A 20295-nucleotide genomic window follows, 5' to 3' on the forward strand; every position below is an offset into this window, starting at 1 on the left:
AGTAATTTGCGGCGGCTTCTGCTATGATAATATGGAAAAAAGCAGATATAGGGTGTGACAGTGTGAAAATCGGAATTATCGGCGGCGGAGCGGTGGGCCTTTTATGTGCTTACTACTTATCGTCCCGCCATCAGGTAACGGTCATCACGCGGCGGACGGAGCAGGCTGATGCGATTAACTCAGGCGGTATACGGCTGGTGAAAGACGGAAAAGAATTTACGGCGTCATGCAGAGCGCAAACAGGCATCACTTCCGGATTCGATCTCTTAATCGCAGCTGTTAAACAGCACCAGCTCAGCGATGTTTTGCCGGATCTTGAGACAATAAAAGGGACGAATGTGCTGTTTTTGCAAAACGGCATGGGACACATACACGACATCAAAGATTGGCATACAGATCATTCGCTTTATGCCGGCACGGTTGAGCACGGGGCAAAAAGGATATCAGATCATGCCGTTGAACATACTGGGACCGGTGCCGTAAGATGGAGTGTATTCCGCGCATCCCGGCCGGAAACGCTCAACACCATCTTTTCCGGCATGCACCGTGATTTTCCCGTATATGATGAAAACGACTGGTATCAACTGTTGACGGGAAAACTGATCATAAATGTATGCATCAACCCGTTAACTGCATTGCTGCGTGTGAAAAACGGAGAGCTGTTAACAAATGCCGCTTACAAAAAATATATGAGAAATGTGTTTGAAGAAGCGGAGACAATTCTTGGCCTCGCGGATAGAGAGGAAGCGTGGAACAGGGTTTGCGAAGTTTGCAGCCGGACGGAAAAAAATCATTCTTCCATGCTTGTCGATATCTTGAAGGGAAGACGGACGGAGGCCGATGCGATTATCGGCTACCTTGTGAAAGAGGCGGAGAGCCGGGGATTGCCGGCCGTTCATCTCCCGTTTTTACACCGCAGCATAAAAGCGTTAGAAAGAAACTGAAACAAAGTCTTTTGAGGTTTTCCGGTAACATGCTATACTCATTTCGGAAACCTAACTATTTATTGGAGAAAGGAAGTTCCAGACAGATGCAGCTAACTGAACTTTCCATCAAAAGTCAAAATACGTTTGTGCAGCACTATATAGATGGAGAAAACATGTCTTCATTTTTTGATTATGATATTTATTCTGAGGATGTATGGCAAAAGCGGCTTCATGACCTGTCTTCAAGGCCGTTTGCCAGAGAGGAATTAGCCGATTACCTATCCTCGTATAACGAAAAATTTAACTCCGCCGCCATGCAGGCCTCCATCAAAAAACTGAGAGATCCAAAAAGCGCAGCAGTTGTAGGCGGACAGCAGGCCGGTCTTTTAACAGGACCCCTTTACACCATACATAAGATTATCTCCATTATCGTACTTGCCAGACAGCAGGAAGAGGCGCTCCGGATTCCTGTCGTTCCGATTTTCTGGGTGGCGGGTGAAGATCACGATCTGGAAGAAATCAATTATGTGCATACGTCAACAGAGAAAAAAGGTCCGGTGAAACAGAAGCTGCCGCAGTCTTACTGGAAAAAAACATCGGCGGCCAATACCTCTCTTGATCAGGAAAAATGTGCGGCGTGGATTGATGAAGTGTTCGCTTCTTTTGAGGAAACGGATCACACAAACGCACTCCTTCAAAATGTGAAGCGATGTTTACGCTCATCAGAGACATTTACGGACTTTTTTGAACTGTTAATCGCCGGTTTGTTTCAAGAAGAAGGACTTATTCTGATCAATTCCGGAGATCCCGGGATTAAAAAGCTGGAAACGGTCATGTTTCAGCAGATTTTAAAGCACAATAATGAACTTGCCGAAGCAGTGTCAAATCAGCAGCGTCTTATGCGGGAAGCCGGTTATCACCCGATTATTGAGTCGGACAAAGAACAGGCCAACTTATTTTACGAGTATGAGGGAGAGCGCTTCTTAATTGAAAAAGAAAATGGCGTTTTTGTCATTAAAGAACTTCACCTCAAGTGGACGAACGACGAACTTCATACCCATATGGAAGAAAAACCGGAATGTTTCAGCAATAACGTTGTGACAAGGCCGCTGATGCAGGAGTTTCTCATCCCGACTCTTGCGTTTATCGCAGGGCCGGGGGAAGTCAATTATTGGGGCGAGCTGAAGCAGGCTTTCTCATTAATGGGCTTTTCTATGACTCCGGTAGTGCCGAGATTAAACATTACGATTCTTGAGCGCCATATTGAAAAGAAGCTTTCGGAACGGAATATCCCGCTTCAGGAAGCGATCGAACACGGCACCGGACATCTGAAGGAGACTTATTTTAACGAGCAGATTCCTGAAGAATTTTCTTCTGTGATGGAAGAGGCGAAGTCGCAGATTGAAGCTGCCCATAAAAAAGCAAGGGACGAAGCGCTTAAAGTCGATTCAAGCCTTGAGCCGCTCTTACAGAAGAATGCCGCCTTCATTCAAGATCAGCTCTTGTTTCTAGAACGGACGGTAACAAAAAGAATTGAAGAAAAAGAAGGTTTTGTGCTTCGTGACTATGAAAGAATCCAAAACAGCATCAGACCGCTCGGCGCTCCGCAGGAACGGATCTGGAATGTAATGTATTATTTGAACCGTTACGGTCCAAAATTCTTCACAACCTTCAAACATCTGCCATTTTCTTTTCAAAACCAACATCAGATTGTCAAACTTTGAAACAAAGTTTTAAAGAACCCTGAATAGTTCAGGGTTTTTTTTTATGTTTAAACAGTGTAAAATGAGGTTGTGGAGAGAAGTGGCGGATAGTGGTGAGTTTAGGGGAGAAAGTGGGGGTCCTTATCATGTTTATGGGTGAATACCAGCATACAATTGATGCAAAGGGCCGCATGATCGTACCCGCAAAATTCAGAGAAGGCCTCGGTGAGCAGTTTGTGCTGACAAGAGGACTTGACCAATGTCTTTTCGGCTACCCGATGAATGAATGGAAGCTGATCGAAGAAAAGCTGAAGGCGCTGCCGCTCACCAAAAAAGACGCCCGCGCATTTACCCGTTTCTTTTTTTCCGGTGCGACCGAATGCGAACTGGACAAGCAGGGAAGGGTTAATATTGCGTCATCTCTTCTGAATTACGCAAAACTGGAAAAAGAATGTGTTGTCATCGGGGTTTCCAATCGAATTGAATTGTGGAGTAAGGTAATCTGGGAACAATACACAGAAGAGCAAGAAGATTCATTCGCTGAAATTGCTGAAAACATGATTGGATTTGATATATAATGGATCTTCGTGCATCACAGCAACTGACAATTCAATTCATTCCTGATAAAGGTGGGACCGACACAAATGTTTCAGCATAAGACAGTACTTCTACGTGAAACCGTCGACGGTTTAAATATCAAACCGGACGGAACCTATGTGGACTGCACCCTGGGAGGCGCCGGGCACAGTACATATTTATTGCAGCAATTATCGGAAAAAGGGCGTTTAATCGCCTTTGACCAAGATGACACGGCGCTTGAAAACGCAAAGCAAACATTGTCTGAGTACAAAGGACAGCTCATTTTGGTGAAAAGCAACTTTCGTTATTTAAAAGAATGTTTACACGAACACGGCATTACGAGTGTCGACGGAATTTTATTTGATTTAGGAGTATCCTCACCGCAGCTTGATACACCGGAACGGGGATTCAGCTATCATCATGACGCACCGCTGGACATGAGGATGGACCAGTCGGCCGCCCTTACGGCGAAAGAGGTCGTAAATGAATGGCGGTATGAGGATCTTGTGCGGATTTTCTTTAAATACGGAGAAGAAAAATTCAGCAAGCAAATCGCCAGAAAAATTGAAGAGGCAAGAGAGAAATCGCCTATTCAAACAACCGGCCAACTGGTCGATCTAATAAAGGACGCGATACCGGCTCCGGCGAGAAGAAGCGGCGGTCATCCGGCCAAACGCGTATTTCAGGCGATTCGAATCGCCGTAAACGATGAGCTTCAAGTATTTGAAGAGGCTCTCTTGCAGGCGATAGAGATGCTGAAGCCGGGCGGAAGGGTATCTGTGATCACTTTTCACTCACTGGAAGACAGAATGTGCAAGACGACATTCAAGGAAAAATCATCACTTCCCGAACTGCCTCCGGGTCTTCCTGTGATACCGGAAGAATTTGAACCGGAATTAAAACTGATTACGAGAAAACCCATTACGGCATCAAAAGAGGAGCTTGAAGAAAATAACCGCGCCCGCTCAGCGAAGCTCCGCATTGCGGAGAAACGAAAATAACGGGCAGCAAATGACAACATAAAGGAGGTCATCAGCCTATGAGCAACTTAGCTTACCAGCAGGAAAAACAACAACGGCCAGTGATAAGTCCCGAAAAAAAGGTGATTGTCAAAAAAAGGGCTTCCATTACACTCGGGGAAAAGGTGCTGCTCGTCCTGTTTGCCATTGCCGTTCTCTCCACTTCAATGTTTATCGTATCAAAGGCATACGCGGCGTACCAATCCAATATTGAGGTGCAAAAACTGGAGGAGAAAGTATCAGAGAAGAATAAGCAGATCGGTGATCTCCAAAAAACGGCGGGTGATTTAAGCCAGCCGCAGCGATTGATGGATATCGCTAAAAAGCACGGTTTGAACCTGAAAGATAAAAAAGTGAAAAACATACAGGAATGATAACCCATGCCTAAAAAAAATAAGTTTATGAACAGAGGAGCAGCGATACTGAGTATTTGTTTCGCTCTCTTTTTCTTTGTCATTCTCGGGAGAATGGCGTACATTCAATTAACCGGTAAAGCTAACGGGGTGGAACTTGCAACAAAAGCGACCGAGCAGCACGAAAAAAAGCGGACGATAGAAGCGAGCCGCGGCTCCATTCTTGACCGGAACGGCAAAGTGCTCGCTGAGGACACGGCGACTTATAAGCTCATTGCCATACTTGATAAAAAGATGAAGCCTCAGTATGTCAAGGATAAAGAGAAAACAGCGGAAAAGCTTGCGAGTGTTATTAAACTTGACAAAAGCGAGATTCTGGACATCTTAAACAGGAATGGCGCGAAGCAGGTGGAATTCGGTTCAGCCGGCCGCGATATCTCTTATGCGAAAAAGCAAAAGATCGAAAAAATGAAGCTTCCAGGTATTTCTTTCTTAAGAGATACGAAGCGCTACTATCCGAACGGTGTGTTTTTATCAAATGTTCTCGGCTATGCCGATGTAAATGAAAAAACAAACCAGATACAAGGATCTTTAGGGCTGGAAAAAATACTGAACAGCTATCTGACGGAACGCGACGGATCCGTCACGTATGAAAGTGATAAATCCGGCTGGAAACTTCCGAACAGCAAAGAAAAAATCACCGCACCTAAAAACGGTGACAATGTATATTTAACCATTGATCAGAAAATTCAAACCTTTTTAGAAGACAGCATGACGAAAGTGGCGGAAAAGTATAAACCGAAAAAAATCATGGCGGCTGTCGTAGAACCGAAAACAGGCAAAGTGCTTGCGATGGGGCAGCGTCCGAGTTTTGATCCGAATCTCAGAAACGTCACCAATTATTACAACGACTTAGTGTCGTACGCGTATGAACCGGGATCGACGATGAAGATCTTTACGCTTGCCGCGGCGATTCAGGAAAACGTGTTTTCTGCAAACGAGAAATATAAATCAGGAACATATAAAGTAGGCGGCGGAACAGTACGAGATTGGAACGATGGAGCCGGCTGGGGCATGACAAGCTTCCATGACGGCCTCATGAGGTCGTCAAATGTTGCTTTCGCCAAACTGGCAGACAAAAAACTCGGGTTTGACCGGTTTAATGAGTATCTGCACAAATTCGGGCTCTATCAAAAAACAGGGATTGATCTGCCCGGTGAAGTATCAAGTAAAATTAACTTCAAATATGATTTTGATAAAGCGTCCACGGCTTACGGCCAAGCATCGGCGATAACGCCGATTCAGCAGCTTCAGGCAGTCACGGCGATTGCCAATAACGGCAAAATGATGAAGCCTTACGTCATTGACCATATCGTCGACCCTGATACGAAAAAAGTCGTCAAGCAGACAAAGCCCGAACAAGCAGGCACGCCGATTTCGGCTGATACGGCCAAACAAGTCCGGGACCTGCTCGGAGAAGTTGTGACGTCAGACATCGGAACGGGAAAACCTTATAAAATTGAAGGTTTTGATGTTGCGGGGAAAACGGGAACCGCGCAAATCGCGGGGACGGGCGGATATTTAAAAGGAACGAGCAACTATGTGTTTTCATTCATGGGCATGGCACCGAAAAATGATCCTAAGCTCGTCATCTATGTAGCCGTGCAGCAGCCGCAATTAAAAGCCGGCCAAAGCAGTTCCGATCCTGTCGCGGAAATCTTTAACCCGACGATGAAAAACAGTTTGCATTATCTGAACATCGAGCCGACGGAAAAGTCAGATTCCGGCCAGGAAGAAACGAAAAGCCAAAAGATCCCTGACCTGACAGACAAGACGGTTACGAATGCTGAGAAGGAAGCGAAAAATGAACATCTCACACCGATTGTCATCGGCAGTGATGTTGCCGTAAAAGAGCAGTATCCGAAAGCCGGGGAAGATGTGATTACCAATCAGAAAATCTTCTTAAAAACAGACGGAAAGATGATAATGCCTGATATGTCCGGATGGTCGAGACGGGAAGTGCTTCAATTCAGCAAGGTATCAGGCATTCACATTGATGTGAGCGGCGAAGGTTACGCTGCCAGCCAAAGTGTCAAAAAAGGCAAAGAACTGAAGGGAAATACCGTGATCAAGGTGAAATTTAAAAATCCTGATTAACGGGACAGAGAAGTCCGCGGATGCCCGCGGGCTTCTTTTTTATGCGCGCCGTTCTATGTATCCAAGCTGAGGCATAAAATGAAACAAGCCTAAATAAGGAGTGGACGGTCCCTTGCGCGTTTCAAATGTAACGGTTCGAAAACGTTTATTACTGGTTTTGCTTTTTGGCGTGATCATTTTTTTGATCATTGACAGCAGATTAGGCTATGTCCAATTTGTAATGGGGGAAAAGCTGACTTCGCTGGCTAAGGATTCCTGGAGCCGGAATTTGCCGTTTGAGCCTGAGCGGGGAGAGATCCTTGACCGGAACGGCGTGAAGCTGGCTACTAATAAAAGCGCGCCGACCGTCTTTGTCGTACCGCGCCAGATTCAAAATCCCATAAAAACGGGCAAGCTTCTCGCGTCAGTTTTAAATATGTCGGAAGAGAAGGTCTATAAACACATTACAAAGAAAACTTCCATAGAAAAAATCTCACCCGAGGGCCGGAAAATTTCAAATAAAAAAGCGAAAGAAATCAAAGCGCTCGATTTAAAAGGGGTTTATGTAGCTGAAGACAGCATCCGTCATTATCCGTACGGAAGTTTTTTATCCCATGTTCTCGGTTTTGCCGGTATTGATAACCAGGGCCTTCTCGGACTGGAGGCTTATTATGATGATGACTTGAAAGGTGTAAAGGGCTCCGTGAAATTTTATACGGATGCCAAGGGGAAGAAAATGCCTGATGAAGCGGATGATTACACCCCTCCGAAAGACGGACTTGATATGAAATTGACGATTGACGCCAAGGTTCAGACGATTATAGAACGAGAGCTCGACAATGCAGCGGCGAAATACAACCCGGACGGAATGATTGCGGTCGCAATGAATCCGAAAAACGGGGAAGTGCTGGGAATGTCAAGCCGTCCTGATTTTGATCCGGCTGACTATCAATCAGTGGATCCGTCCGTTTACAACCGGAATCTGCCGGTATGGAGCACGTATGAACCGGGTTCGACCTTTAAGATTATTACGCTCGCGGCGGCGCTCCAAGAACAAAAAGTAAACTTGCAAAGAGATCATTTTTATGACAAAGGATTTGCCGAGGTGGACGGCGCCCGCCTCAGATGCTGGAAAAAGGGCGGCCACGGTTCGCAGTCTTACCTTGAAGTCGTTCAAAATTCCTGCAACCCTGGGTTTGTACAGCTTGGGGAACGGCTCGGAAAACAAAAGCTGTTTCAATATATTAAGGACTTCGGATTTGGAAAGAAAACAGGCATCGATCTGCAAGGGGAAGGAACAGGAATCTTATTTCCGCTTGACAGAGTCGGCCCGGTCGAACAGGCAACAACCGCTTTCGGACAAGGGGTTTCCGTCACGCCGATTCAGCAGGTGGCAGCCGTATCCGCAGCAATAAACGGCGGAACGCTTTATACTCCGTTTATCGCCAAAGAGTGGGTTGATCCCGTCACGAAAAAAACCGTTAAGAAACAATCGCCGATTGCGAAAAGACAAGTTATTTCCCAGGAAACGTCAAAGCAGATCAGATACGCTTTAGAAAGTGTCGTCGCGCAAGGAACGGGACGGAATGCCTTTGTAGAAGGATATCGCGTCGGCGGAAAAACAGGAACGGCACAAAAGGTCAAAGACGGCAAATATCTCGAAAACAACCATATCGTTTCCTTTATCGGTTTTGCGCCGGCTGATGACCCGAGCCTTGTCGTATATGTCGCGGTTGATAATCCGAAAGGCACGATTCAATTCGGGGGAACCGTCGCCGCGCCGATTGTCGGGAATATTATGAGAGACAGTCTGCCGGAGCTCGGCGTCAAACCGCGAAAAAATCAAATCGAGAAAAAATATCAATGGAACGACACAAAAACAATAGAGGTTCCGAATGTTGTAGGGATGTCTGTCTCTGATCTTGAGTCGCTGCTTGTCAATTTGAATATAGACTCCTCAGGAAAAGGAAGCAAAATTGTGAAGCAATCACCTGCAGCCGGAACGAAAGTAAAAGAAGGCTCAAAGATCCGTGTTTACTTGAGTGAAGAATGAGTCTTTTTGAGGCAGCCGATTGTTTTCGGCTGCCTTTTATCATAAAGAGAAAAAAAGAAGATAACTTTTAAGATTAACTGGATGTATCCTTTTATTTACGCTAAAATATGAACTGTATGTTTAAAAGCCATTCTGACTTTTATAAACAATTATCATGATAAAAGAATGAATAGAATTTCTGAGAGGTTTGATACAATGAAACTTACAAAGCTGCTTACATATTTAATGGCCGAACCTGTTCAAAATGACTTTCATGACCCTGATATAACTTCAATTGAGATGGACTCCAGGGAAGTGAGAAAAGGGAGTCTTTTTGTGTGTATAAAAGGGTATACGGTGGACGGACATGATTTCGCCCAAAAAGCCGCAGAAAACGGCGCAGCTGCCATCGTCGCCGAGAAAGAGCTTGACGTCGATATTCCTGTCATTATCGTCCGCCGGTCACAGCGGGCGCTCAGCGTTCTTTCTGACGCGTTTTACGGGCAGCCGACAAAGAAACTTCAGCTTATCGGCATCACCGGCACAAACGGCAAGACATCAACGACGCATATGGTGGATGAGATTTTCAAAAAAGCGGGAAGACAGACCGGTTTAATCGGAACGATGTACATTAAAATCGGTGATGAGACATTCCCGGTCAAAAATACAACGCCCGAAAGCGTCACACTGCAAAAAACGTTCAAGAAAATGAATGACGAGCATGTTGATACAGCTATTATGGAAGTGTCTTCTCACGCTCTGTCACTCGGCAGGGTTCACGGCTGCGATTATGATATCGCCGTGTTCACGAATCTGACGCAGGACCATTTAGACTATCACAAGACGATGGAAGACTACAGACAGGCTAAAAGCCTCCTGTTTTCTCAGCTGGGCGGCTCTTTCAACCATGAAAAGCCGAAGCGGGCCGTTTTAAACGCAGATGACAAAGCCAGCGCTTATTTTGAAAGAGTGACGGCGGCGCACATCCTTACATACGGAATCGAAAATGATGCCGATGTCATGGCGAAACAAATTGAGATCTCTGCGCAAGGCACAAGCTTTGAACTCGTTACGCCAAAAGGAACAAAGCAGATCACGGTTTCACTCGTCGGCCGGTTCAACGTGTATAACGTACTGGCTGCAGCGGCGACAGCGATCGCAGCAGGTCTCCCGTTCGATACGATCACAAGCGCTCTTGAAGAGCTGCAAGGTGTCAGAGGCCGGTTTGAACTGGTGAATCACAATCAGCCGTTTCCTGTCGTCGTCGATTACGCGCACACGCCTGACAGTCTGGAAAACGTCCTGAATACATGCAAAGACATGACAGAAGGCAAGCTTTTCGTCGTCGTCGGCTGCGGCGGTGACCGGGACAAAACAAAGCGCCCGAAAATGGCTGAAATTGCGGTGCGGATCGCTGACGAACCGATCTTTACCTCAGATAACCCGAGAAGCGAGGACCCGCTGGCCATATTAAGAGATATGGAAAGAGGGGTAGAAGGAACTTACTATCACAGTATCGCCAACCGCGAGCAGGCCATCTTTTTTGCCATTGCCAACGCGAAAAAGGGTGATGTGGTTCTGATTGCCGGAAAAGGGCATGAAACCTATCAGCAGATCGGCAATGAAACATTCGACTTTGATGACGCCGAAGTAGCGGGAAGAGCTATCGTTGAGCTGAATAAAAAGTAAAACAGGAAAGAGTGTTAGAATGAGGGAAATGAAAAGAATTACGGGGAAACAATGTGAATATGATAAATACGTATGTCGTTTGAACGAAACGGGAGGAGAAAAGAGCAATGCTTGAGCAAGTGATTTTATTTACAATAATAATGGGATTTTTAATCAGTGTTCTGATATCTCCGATTCTTATCCCGTTTTTAAGACGTTTAAAATTCGGCCAGAGCATCAGAGAAGAAGGGCCGAAATCACATATGAAAAAATCAGGGACGCCGACGATGGGCGGGGTCATGATTATCGTATCCATTGCCATTACGGCGATTGTCATGACGCAGAAATTTTCGCATCTGAGCGCGGAAATGTTTCTTCTGCTGTTTGTCACGATCGGATACGGCCTGCTCGGCTTTTTGGATGATTATATTAAAGTGGTGATGAAACGGAATCTCGGATTAACATCGAAACAGAAATTGATCGGCCAGATCATTATCGCCATTGTATTCTACGGAGTATATCATTACTGCCATTTTTCAACCGGCATCAGGGTGCCGGGAACACATCTGTCAATTGATCTCGGCTGGGGATACTTTATCCTCGTTCTCTTTATGCTTGTCGGAGGTTCAAACGCCGTCAACCTGACAGACGGTCTGGACGGCCTCTTGTCCGGTACCGCTGCTATCGCATTCGGCGCTTTCGCGATCCTTGCGTGGAACCAGTCACAATATGACGTTGCGATTTTCTCGGTTGCCGTTGTCGGCGCCGTTCTCGGTTTTCTTGTATTCAACGCCCATCCCGCCAAAGTATTTATGGGGGATACCGGGTCGCTTGCGCTCGGAGGAGCGATCGTGACCGTTGCCATTCTGACAAAGCTTGAAATTCTGCTCGTCATTATCGGCGGAGTTTTTGTGATTGAGACCTTATCTGTTATCTTACAAGTCATCAGCTTTAAAACGACAGGAAAACGAATCTTTAAAATGAGTCCGCTTCACCACCATTACGAATTGGTCGGATGGTCTGAATGGAGAGTTGTCGTCACATTCTGGACTGCGGGACTGCTGCTTGCCGTTTTAGGAATTTACATCGAGGTGTGGTTATAAGTGGAAAACGAACTTTTTTTGCAAAAACAAAACTTTCTGGTCCTCGGACTGGCGAAAAGCGGATATGCGGCTGCGTCGATTCTTCATGAAAAAGACATTAACGTCGTCGTAAATGATCAAAAAGCCTTTGAAGAAAACGAACCTGCCCAAAGGCTTTCAGAAAGAGGAATTGAGGTTATCTGCGGTGAACATCCGACATCACTTTTTGATCAGCATGATATAACCATTCTGATCAAAAATCCCGGAATCCCGTATGAAAATATTATGGTGGAGGAAGCGCAAAGAAGAGGCATCCCGGTTTGGACGGAAATCGAGCTTGCGTATTATATCACCAATGCAAAATTCATCGGCATTACAGGCTCGAATGGGAAAACGACAACGACGACCCTGGTCTACGAAATGCTGAAGGCTGACTCGATAAAGGCGCTGATCGCGGGGAATATCGGCACTGTCGCCAGTGAAGTGGCTTATCGTGCTGACGGTGATGAATGGATCGTCACGGAGCTTTCTTCGTTTCAGCTGATGGGGACTCATGCGTTCAGACCTGAAATCGGCCTGATTTTAAATGTATTTGACGCTCATTTGGATTATCACCACAGCCGTGAAAATTACGAAAAAGCCAAGCAGAAGGTGTATCTGCATCAGCTTGAGAGCGATACGGCCATCGTAAACCAAAGCGATGAAACAGTCGTGCGGCTTGCTGAAGGCGGAAAAGCCGGCACCGTTCCGTTTTCAGTTCATCAGGAACTGTCCGGCGGCGCATTCATTAAAGACGGAATGCTGATGTTCGGCGATGAAGCGATTCTGCCTGTTGATGACATCGTATTGCCGGGCGCGCACAATTTAGAAAATATTCTAGCCGCTGTAGCCGCGGCAAAAACGGCGGGCGCATCCAATAAAGCGATTCAGAAGGTGCTGACAAGCTTTACCGGTGTTAAACACCGTCTGCAGTATGTGACTGCGATTCAGAATCGTAAATTTTATAATGACAGCAAAGCGACGAATATTTTAGCCACAAGCAAAGCGCTCTCCGCGTTCAAAGCTCCGGTTATACTGCTTGCAGGCGGACTTGACCGCGGCAACGGCTTTGACGATCTGAAACCGTATATGGACAATGTCAAAGCGGTCCTTACGTTCGGCCAGACGGCGCCGAAGATAGAAAAACTGGGCAATGAGCTGGGAATACAACATGTCAAACGTGTCGATAATGTTGAACAAGCAGTATCTGCGGCGTTTGCGCTCTCAAATGAAGGAGACGTCATCCTCTTGTCACCTGCGTGTGCAAGCTGGGATCAGTTCAAAACATTTGAAGAACGCGGTGACATGTTTATAGATGCCGTGCATATGCTTAAGTAAGGGCTTGTCTCTGTTCATCGGCAGCCCTAAATGACTTATGCTTGGGGTGTCGATTGCTTTGACTACTAAAAAAACAGCGCCTGATTTGTTATTAGTTATCATTACGTTATTGCTTTTAACAATAGGATTAATTATGGTTTACAGTGCAAGTGCGGTTTGGGCGGATTATAAATTTGACGACTCGTTTTTCTTTGCGAAACGGCAGCTGCTGTTTGCGGGAATCGGCGTCATTGCCATGTTTTTCATTATGAATGTGGATTATTGGACATGGCGCACATGGTCGAAGCTGCTTCTGATCATTTGTTTTTTCCTGCTTGTGCTTGTACTGATTCCGGGAGTCGGAATGGTGCGGAACGGTTCAAGAAGCTGGATCGGTGTGGGCGCGTTCAGCATTCAGCCTTCGGAGTTTATGAAACTCGCGATGATTGCGTTTCTGGCTAAATTTCTTTCTGAAAAACAGAAGAACATTACGTCATTCAGACGCGGATTCGTTCCCGCGCTCGGAATCGTGTTTTCTGCATTTATTATTATCATGTGCCAGCCCGACCTTGGAACGGGGACGGTGATGGTGGGCACGTGCATCGTGATGATATTTGTTTCCGGTGCGCGAATCGCTCATTTCGCGTTTCTCGGACTCATCGGTTTAAGCGGATTTGCGGCGCTTGTTCTGTCCGCTCCTTATCGGATTAAACGGATCACCTCCTACTTAAACCCGTGGGAGGACCCGCTTGGAAGCGGATTTCAGATCATTCAGTCGCTCTATGCCGTAGGTCCGGGCGGTCTGTTCGGAATGGGGCTCGGCCAAAGCCGGCAAAAGTTTTTTTACCTGCCGGAGCCGCAAACCGATTTCATTTTTGCTATCTTATCTGAGGAACTCGGCTTTATCGGCGGATCGCTCATATTGCTGCTGTTCAGTATTTTATTATGGCGGGGCGTCAGGATTGCGCTCGGCGCTCCGGATTTATACGGAAGCTTTGTCGCCATCGGCATTATTTCTATGATTGCTATTCAAGTCATGATTAATATCGGTGTTGTGACGGGGCTGATCCCGGTAACAGGAATTACGCTGCCGTTTTTAAGCTACGGAGGGTCATCATTGACGCTGATGCTTGCAGCGGTCGGCGTGCTTTTAAATGTCAGCCGGTACTCGAGGTATTGATCTGTATCTTGCCTCATCACTCATGATATATTCGTCATTTATAAAAAAACAGACAACATCAATAACCCTGTCCTAAAAAACAGGGTTATCGCTATGTGATTAAGGGGGACATACGAATGCGTATTGCAGTAAGCGGGGGCGGAACCGGAGGACATATTTATCCGGCTTTGGCCTTTATTAAAGAAGTTCAGCGCCGGCACCCGGACGTGGAATTTTTATATATCGGAACAGAGAACGGTCTTGAGAAAAAAATTGTTGAAAGGGAAAATATTCCGTTTCGCGCCATTGAAATTACAGGTTTCAAACGAAAACTTTCTTTTGAAAATGTAAAAACGGTCATGCGTTTCTTAAAAGGCGTGAAGAAAAGCAAATCGTATTTAAACGAATTTAAACCAGATGCCGTTATCGGCACAGGCGGCTATGTATGCGGTCCAGTTGTATACGCGGCGGCAAAAATGGGAATTCCGACGATCATTCATGAGCAAAACAGCCTTCCGGGCATCACGAATAAGTTTCTCTCGAAATATGTTAATAAGGTGGCGATTTGCTTTGAAGAGGCAAAATCGCATTTTCCTGCTGAAAAAGTTGTTTTTACGGGAAACCCGAGAGCCTCTGAAGTCGTCTCAATTAAGACAGGCCGCTCGTTAACTGAATTCGGGCTGAAAGAAGATCAAAAAACGGTGCTCATTTTCGGCGGAAGCAGAGGTGCGGCTCCTATTAACCGTGCCGTTATTGATATGCAGGAAGAATTGAAAACGAGACCTTACCAAGTGCTTTATATTACCGGGGAAGTGCATTATGAGAAGGTAACGGCTGAGCTGAAAGGCGGAAAAGCCGCTGATAATATGGTGACAAAACCGTTTTTGCACCAAATGCCGGAGTACTTAAAATCAATTGATGTTATTGTGGCCAGAGCCGGGGCGACAACGATTGCGGAAATCACCGCACTCGGCATTCCGAGTGTGCTCATTCCGAGCCCGTACGTGACAGCCAATCACCAGGAAGTCAATGCGAAGGCGCTCAGCCAGCATGACGCTGCAATCGTACTGAAAGAAACCGAGCTCAGCGGAGAAAAACTGATCGCTGCGCTGGACAAAATCGTAATGAATGACGAAACGCTAAAAGACATGAGTGAGCGGACAAAATCACTCGGTGTTCCCGATGCGGCAGCCAGACTGTACAGTATCATGGAAGACATTAAAAAATAGAGCAAATGGAATGCGGAGGTTTACGATGGAGAACGTAATTCAGGAATTAAGAGACCGCGAAGTCGGCAAAGTGCTGGAACAAGAACCGCTCGCGAATCATACAACGATGAAAATCGGCGGTCCGGCGGACATTTTAATCATCCCCAACCGTGTGGAAGCAGTCAAAGATATTATGGATATTGTGAAGAAACATGACCTGCCATGGACGGTTATCGGCCGCGGTTCAAATCTGCTCGTGCTTGATGAAGGCATAAGAGGAGTTGTTATTAAGCTGGGAGCGGGTCTCGATCATTTAGAGATTGACGGCGATCAGGTGACGGTCGGAGGCGGTTATTCAGTCGTCCGTCTTGCGACTTCGATGAGTAAAAAAGGAATGTCCGGACTCGAATTTGCAGCAGGCATTCCGGGATCAATCGGCGGAGCCGTCTATATGAATGCGGGGGCGCATGGATCTGATATGAGTGAGATTCTTGTGAAAGCCCGTATCTTATTTGAAGACGGCACGATCGAATGGCTGACGAACGAAGAGATGGACTTCAGCTACAGAACGTCTGTATTGCAGAAAAAACGTCCCGGCGTGTGTCTTGAGGCAGTTCTAAAGCTTGAGCAAAAGGAACGGGAAGCCATCACGGCGCAAATGCAGCAAAACAAAGATTACAGAAAAAATACTCAGCCGTACTCAAGCCCCTGCGCGGGAAGCATATTCAGAAATCCGCTGCCGGATCATGCCGGAAACCTCGTTGAAAAAGCGGGATTAAAAGGATATCAGATCGGCGGAGCGAGAGTGTCCGAAATGCACGGGAATTTTATCGTCAATGCCGGCGGGGCGACTGCCAAGGACGTCCTTGACCTGATTGAGTATGTGAAAAAGACCATCCGTGAGCAGTATGATGTTGACATGCATACAGAAGTTGAAATCATCGGCGGGAATCGCTAAAAGGTTCTCTGATTTCCGCGAGCTCATGTGATATACTTTTAACAAATGTCAAACGGCATCACAGCATGCCGTTTGTTTTTCAATCAGACGAATGTCAAGCTGTTTCATTCTTAGCGAGGTGGACAGGCAGTGAACCCGAATCATGAAAGAGAAAAAATCGTAAATATTGAAGAACGGATTCCGAAAATCAAAGAGCAGCGGAAACAAAAAGCAAACCGCCGGCTGATTTCATTCATTGTGCTCTTTTTTATGATGGTTTTAATCATCGTGTATTTGCAGATGCCGATCAGCAAAGTCTCTTCTGTCACCGTTTCCGGAAACGAAAACGTGTCTGTAAAAGAGATCAGCGCGCTTTCTGATATACATAACGGACAGACCGAGTTCTGGAGTCTGAACAAGAAAAAAACAGAAGAAAAGATTGAGCAGAATAAGCTGGTGAAAAAGGCGGAGCTTTCAAAAGCATTTCCTAACAAAGTCAGAATTCACATTGAAGAATATAAGACCATCGCGTATCTGCAGCGGAATGATGTGTATTATGAAGTGCTGGAGAACGGCACCGTGCTGCCGAACGAAGTCACGCCCGATGACGCGGGTCCGATTTTGGTAGACTGGACAAACGCGAAAAAGCGGGTCAAAATGGCAGATCAGCTTGATAAGCTTTCAGGTTCGTTAAAGCAGTCGATTTCTGAAATCTACTACACTCCGGTAAAAATGGATCAGGACCGGATTAAGCTGTATATGAACGACGGATATGTGGTGACCGCTTCAATTAAAACGTTTGCCGCCCGGATGAAGACCTATCCTTCTATCGTTTCTCAGCTGGACGGCGGAAAAAAGGGAATTATCCACTTAGAAGTCGCTACATATTTTGAAGAATTTAAAAAAGGTAAATCCGGCAAGAAAAAAGAAACTGATCAATAGTTCTAAAGAACTAATTTTAAGGTGATTCAAAAGGGACTGTTACAATCAGCATGGCAGCCGATATAACCGATAGCGGAATAGTTATGACTATGTTTGTTTTTTGCCGGGGATTCCGGCTGCCGGACAAGCGGAAAATTCTTAATGCAATGGGCGTGTCTTCTGCAGTGATCATTGCATTTGGAATTTTCCACCTGTTTCTTCTTTTTTCGGATGTTTCTGGCAATATCTATCGCTTTTCTGAAGGTTCATCTTAGTGTAGACTAATGGAAAGCGGGTATATTTGCATCTGGATTGCACAGGATGACCCCGTGACAAGAAATCTTACGGTAAGGTGGGCCATCTCCAAAAAAAATAAAAAAAATGCGATATAAAAGAGGATATACATAGAATATAACGAATAGTTTCATTAAACATAAATTGTGAGAAATCAGATGAAAATTTGTTGATGCTGTTGTTTTTGTTACACACTTGTAAAGCCACATCCATTGTATTGTTGTTCCGCAAATAATAGAATAGAATTTGATCGAAATGTGAGGAGGTGCCATAGAATGAACAACAATGAACTTTACGTCAGTCTTGACATCGGTACGTCCAATACAAAAGTGATCGTCGGAGAAATGACAGATGATTCCCTTAACATTATCGGAGTGGGAAATGTACCGTCTGAAGGGTTGAAAAAAGGCTCAATCGTTGATATAGATGAAACCGTTCATTCTATAAGAAAAGCGTTTGACCAAGCTGAAAGAATGGTAGGTTTTCCGCTGAAAAAAGCCATTGTCGGCGTTAATGGAAATTATATTCATATTCAAGATACGAACGGCGTTGTCGCTGTTTCCAGTGAAAACAAAGAAATTCACGTTGAAGACGTCCGCAGGGTAATGGAAGCGGCACAGGTCGTGTCAGTTCCGCACGAGCAGCTGATCGTTGACGTCGTTCCGAAACAGTTTATCGTTGACGGAAGAGACGAAATTACCGATCCGAAAAAAATGCTCGGCGTGCGCCTGGAAGTAGAAGGCACGCTGATTACCGGCTCCAAAACGATCTTACATAATTTGCTTCGCTGTGTGGAGAGAGCGGGCGTCGAAATTACAGATATCTGCCTGCAGCCGCTTGCGGCCGGTTCAGCGGCTTTGTCAAAAGACGAAAAAAACCTCGGAGTAGCCATGATTGATATCGGCGGCGGCTCGACGACGGTGGCGGTATTTGAACAGGGGCACCTGAAGGAGACAGCCGTCATTCCGCTCGGAGGCGAAAACATCACGAAAGATGTATCGATCGGATTGCGCACTTCCACCGAAGAGGCTGAAAGAGTAAAGAAACAATTCGGACATGCATTCTACGATGAGGCTTCAGAAGATGAAGTATTTGAAGTCACCGTCATAGGAACGAATCAAAAGCAATCTTTTACACAGCAGGAAATTGCCAATATTATTGAAGCAAGAGTGGAAGAGATTCTTGAGATTGCCGCAGCCGAAATTGAGCATATGGGAATTACAGATCTGCCCGGCGGCTTTGTGCTGACCGGCGGACAGGCCGCAATGCCCGGCGTGCTTTCATTGGCACAGGAAGTGCTGAGGCACAATGTCAGGGTCGCAAGCCCGAATTATATCGGTGTAAGAGACCCTCAATATATGACGGGTGTCGGCTTGATACAATTTGCCTGCCGAAATGCCAGAATTCAGGGAAGAAAAATAGGCTTTCATATGCCGGAAGAAGCCGTGCAGGAAATCGCGGTCTCTCACGAAGAAGAACATCATCAGCGGCCTGAGGCGCAGCAGCGTCCAAAAGCAAAACAAAAAACACAAGCCGAACACAACAAACCGAGCAAAATGAAAAAACTATTAAGCATGTTTTGGGAATAGATTGATAGTCATTCGGCAGATTAGGAGGATTTAGCATGTTGGATTTCGAAACAAACATAGACGGCTTAGCATCAATTAAAGTAATCGGAGTAGGAGGCGGCGGTAATAACGCGGTCAACCGAATGATTGAAAACGAAGTACAGGGTGTAGAGTACATCGCGGTAAATACGGACGCGCAAGCTCTTAACCTGTCAAAAGCAGAAGTGAAAATGCAGATCGGAGAAAAGCTGACCCGCGGTCTCGGAGCGGGAGCGAATCCGGAAGTCGGCAAAAAAGCCGCTGAAGAAAGTAAAGAACAAATCGAAGAAGCGTTAAAAGGCGCTGACATGGTGTTCGTTACAGCCGGAATGGGAGGCGGTACCGGAACGGGAGCCGCACCGGTTATTGCGCAAATCGCAAAAGACTTAGGCGCTTTGACTGTCGGAGTCGTAACAAGACCGTTTACATTTGAAGGACGAAAACGCCAGCTGCAGGCTGCCGGCGGGATCACGGCGATGAAAGAAGCCGTTGACACGCTGATCGTTATTCCGAATGACCGGATTTTAGAAATTGTCGATAAAAACACACCGATGCTTGAAGCATTCCGTGAAGCTGATAACGTGCTTCGCCAAGGGGTGCAAGGTATCTCAGACCTTATCGCGACGCCTGGTTTAATCAACTTAGATTTTGCCGATGTTAAAACCATCATGTCCAACAAAGGTTCAGCATTGATGGGTATCGGGATCGCTACAGGCGAAAGCCGTGCTGCCGAAGCCGCTAAAAAGGCCATCTCCAGCCCGCTCCTTGAAGCGGCAATCGACGGAGCGCAAGGTGTTTTAATGAACATTACGGGAGGTACAAATCTGAGCCTCTACGAAGTGCAGGAAGCAGCCGATATCGTCGCTTCTGCGTCTGATCCTGATGTGAATATGATTTTCGGTTCAGTTATCAATGAAAATCTGAAAGATGAAATCGTCGTTACCGTCATCGCGACTGGTTTTATCGAACAGGAGAAAGACGACTCAAAACCGCAGCGTCCGAGTTTAAACCAAGGCTTGAAGTCTCAAAGCCAGCCTGCTGCGAAACGTGAGCCGAAACGAGAAGAAACACAGCATCAAAACACGGTAAACCGCCATACTTCACAGCCGGCGGATGATGCCCTTGATATTCCTACATTTTTAAGAAACCGCAACAAACGCGGCTGATGCAAAAAGGACAAAACCACATGGTTTTGTCCTTTTTCTTTTTTCGCTCAGTCTTCCTGCCTATCCCCATGATCTATACAATGAAAATAGAAACTTTATACCTATGACCAATTGATTGTTTTCTAGTTTCGTCCGGCTTTCTGACAGAA

General features: G+C 46.0%; 16 protein-coding genes. All 16 read left to right on the forward strand.

Annotated features, from left to right (window positions below):
* The first annotated feature begins 62 nt into the window (after positions 1 to 62).
* The 16 genes from ICW23_RS03210 to ftsZ all read left to right on the forward strand — a co-directional run bounded on the left by ICW23_RS03210 (position 63) and on the right by ftsZ (position 20146).
* Positions 63 to 944: a 2-dehydropantoate 2-reductase gene (locus ICW23_RS03210; RefSeq protein WP_316936403.1), complete on the forward strand. Its 882-nt coding sequence runs from the start codon at positions 63 to 65 to the stop codon at positions 942 to 944.
* An 86-nt stretch (positions 945 to 1030) separates the two neighbouring features.
* Positions 1031 to 2650 (forward strand): bacillithiol biosynthesis cysteine-adding enzyme BshC, encoded by a 1620-nt coding sequence (gene bshC, locus ICW23_RS03215; RefSeq protein ID WP_188154027.1) that lies wholly within the window; start codon positions 1031 to 1033, stop codon positions 2648 to 2650.
* 125 nt (positions 2651 to 2775) lie between these two features.
* Positions 2776 to 3207 (forward strand): division/cell wall cluster transcriptional repressor MraZ, encoded by a 432-nt coding sequence (gene mraZ, locus ICW23_RS03220; protein ID WP_013352164.1) that lies wholly within the window; start codon positions 2776 to 2778, stop codon positions 3205 to 3207.
* Positions 3208 to 3273: 66 nt separating this feature from the next.
* Positions 3274 to 4209: a 16S rRNA (cytosine(1402)-N(4))-methyltransferase RsmH gene (rsmH, locus tag ICW23_RS03225; protein WP_016936213.1), complete on the forward strand. Its 936-nt coding sequence runs from the start codon at positions 3274 to 3276 to the stop codon at positions 4207 to 4209.
* A gap of 38 nt (positions 4210 to 4247) precedes the next feature.
* Positions 4248 to 4601, forward strand: coding sequence for a cell division protein FtsL (ftsL, locus tag ICW23_RS03230; protein ID WP_016936212.1), 354 nt, complete (start codon positions 4248 to 4250; stop codon positions 4599 to 4601).
* Positions 4602 to 4607: 6 nt separating this feature from the next.
* A complete protein-coding gene (gene pbpB, locus ICW23_RS03235) occupies positions 4608 to 6737 on the forward strand; it encodes a penicillin-binding protein 2B (RefSeq protein WP_016936211.1) in 2130 nt (709 codons plus the stop codon).
* Between the two features lie 112 nt (positions 6738 to 6849).
* A complete protein-coding gene (locus ICW23_RS03240) occupies positions 6850 to 8769 on the forward strand; it encodes a stage V sporulation protein D (RefSeq protein WP_016936210.1) in 1920 nt (639 codons plus the stop codon).
* 195 nt (positions 8770 to 8964) lie between these two features.
* Entirely contained in the window at positions 8965 to 10437 is a 1473-nt protein-coding gene (locus ICW23_RS03245) for a UDP-N-acetylmuramoyl-L-alanyl-D-glutamate--2,6-diaminopimelate ligase (RefSeq protein ID WP_016936209.1), read from the forward strand.
* A 107-nt stretch (positions 10438 to 10544) separates the two neighbouring features.
* A complete protein-coding gene (mraY, locus tag ICW23_RS03250) occupies positions 10545 to 11519 on the forward strand; it encodes a phospho-N-acetylmuramoyl-pentapeptide-transferase (RefSeq protein WP_007409707.1) in 975 nt (324 codons plus the stop codon).
* Positions 11520 to 12875 carry a UDP-N-acetylmuramoyl-L-alanine--D-glutamate ligase gene (murD, locus tag ICW23_RS03255; RefSeq protein WP_188154028.1) on the forward strand — a complete coding sequence of 452 codons (1356 nt, stop codon included), beginning with the start codon at positions 11520 to 11522 and terminating at the stop codon, positions 12873 to 12875.
* A gap of 58 nt (positions 12876 to 12933) precedes the next feature.
* Positions 12934 to 14034 (forward strand): stage V sporulation protein E, encoded by a 1101-nt coding sequence (gene spoVE / locus ICW23_RS03260; RefSeq protein WP_003154430.1) that lies wholly within the window; start codon positions 12934 to 12936, stop codon positions 14032 to 14034.
* Between the two features lie 116 nt (positions 14035 to 14150).
* Entirely contained in the window at positions 14151 to 15242 is a 1092-nt protein-coding gene (gene murG, locus ICW23_RS03265) for an undecaprenyldiphospho-muramoylpentapeptide beta-N-acetylglucosaminyltransferase (protein WP_188154029.1), read from the forward strand.
* 25 nt (positions 15243 to 15267) lie between these two features.
* Entirely contained in the window at positions 15268 to 16179 is a 912-nt protein-coding gene (murB, locus tag ICW23_RS03270) for a UDP-N-acetylmuramate dehydrogenase (protein ID WP_188154030.1), read from the forward strand.
* 129 nt (positions 16180 to 16308) lie between these two features.
* Positions 16309 to 17100 carry a cell division protein FtsQ/DivIB gene (locus ICW23_RS03275; protein WP_016936205.1) on the forward strand — a complete coding sequence of 264 codons (792 nt, stop codon included), beginning with the start codon at positions 16309 to 16311 and terminating at the stop codon, positions 17098 to 17100.
* Between the two features lie 548 nt (positions 17101 to 17648).
* Positions 17649 to 18962 (forward strand): cell division protein FtsA, encoded by a 1314-nt coding sequence (ftsA, locus tag ICW23_RS03280; protein WP_003154425.1) that lies wholly within the window; start codon positions 17649 to 17651, stop codon positions 18960 to 18962.
* Between the two features lie 35 nt (positions 18963 to 18997).
* Positions 18998 to 20146, forward strand: coding sequence for a cell division protein FtsZ (gene ftsZ / locus ICW23_RS03285; protein ID WP_016936203.1), 1149 nt, complete (start codon positions 18998 to 19000; stop codon positions 20144 to 20146).
* Positions 20147 to 20295: the final 149 nt, after the last annotated feature.

This window comes from Bacillus sp. 1021 (assembly GCF_014534735.1).
Classification (GTDB): Bacteria; Bacillota; Bacilli; order Bacillales; family Bacillaceae; genus Bacillus; species Bacillus siamensis.

Coding starts and splice junctions, on each gene's coding strand:
- bshC (WP_188154027.1), top strand. CDS start 1,031: ATGCAGCTAACTGAACTTTCCATCAAAAGTCAAAATACGTTTGTGCAG.
- mraZ (WP_013352164.1), top strand. CDS start 2,776: ATGTTTATGGGTGAATACCAGCATACAATTGATGCAAAGGGCCGCATG.
- rsmH (WP_016936213.1), top strand. CDS start 3,274: ATGTTTCAGCATAAGACAGTACTTCTACGTGAAACCGTCGACGGTTTA.
- ftsL (WP_016936212.1), top strand. CDS start 4,248: ATGAGCAACTTAGCTTACCAGCAGGAAAAACAACAACGGCCAGTGATA.
- pbpB (WP_016936211.1), top strand. CDS start 4,608: ATGCCTAAAAAAAATAAGTTTATGAACAGAGGAGCAGCGATACTGAGT.
- ICW23_RS03245 (WP_016936209.1), top strand. CDS start 8,965: ATGAAACTTACAAAGCTGCTTACATATTTAATGGCCGAACCTGTTCAA.
- mraY (WP_007409707.1), top strand. CDS start 10,545: ATGCTTGAGCAAGTGATTTTATTTACAATAATAATGGGATTTTTAATC.
- murG (WP_188154029.1), top strand. CDS start 14,151: ATGCGTATTGCAGTAAGCGGGGGCGGAACCGGAGGACATATTTATCCG.
- murB (WP_188154030.1), top strand. CDS start 15,268: ATGGAGAACGTAATTCAGGAATTAAGAGACCGCGAAGTCGGCAAAGTG.
- ftsA (WP_003154425.1), top strand. CDS start 17,649: ATGAACAACAATGAACTTTACGTCAGTCTTGACATCGGTACGTCCAAT.
- ftsZ (WP_016936203.1), top strand. CDS start 18,998: ATGTTGGATTTCGAAACAAACATAGACGGCTTAGCATCAATTAAAGTA.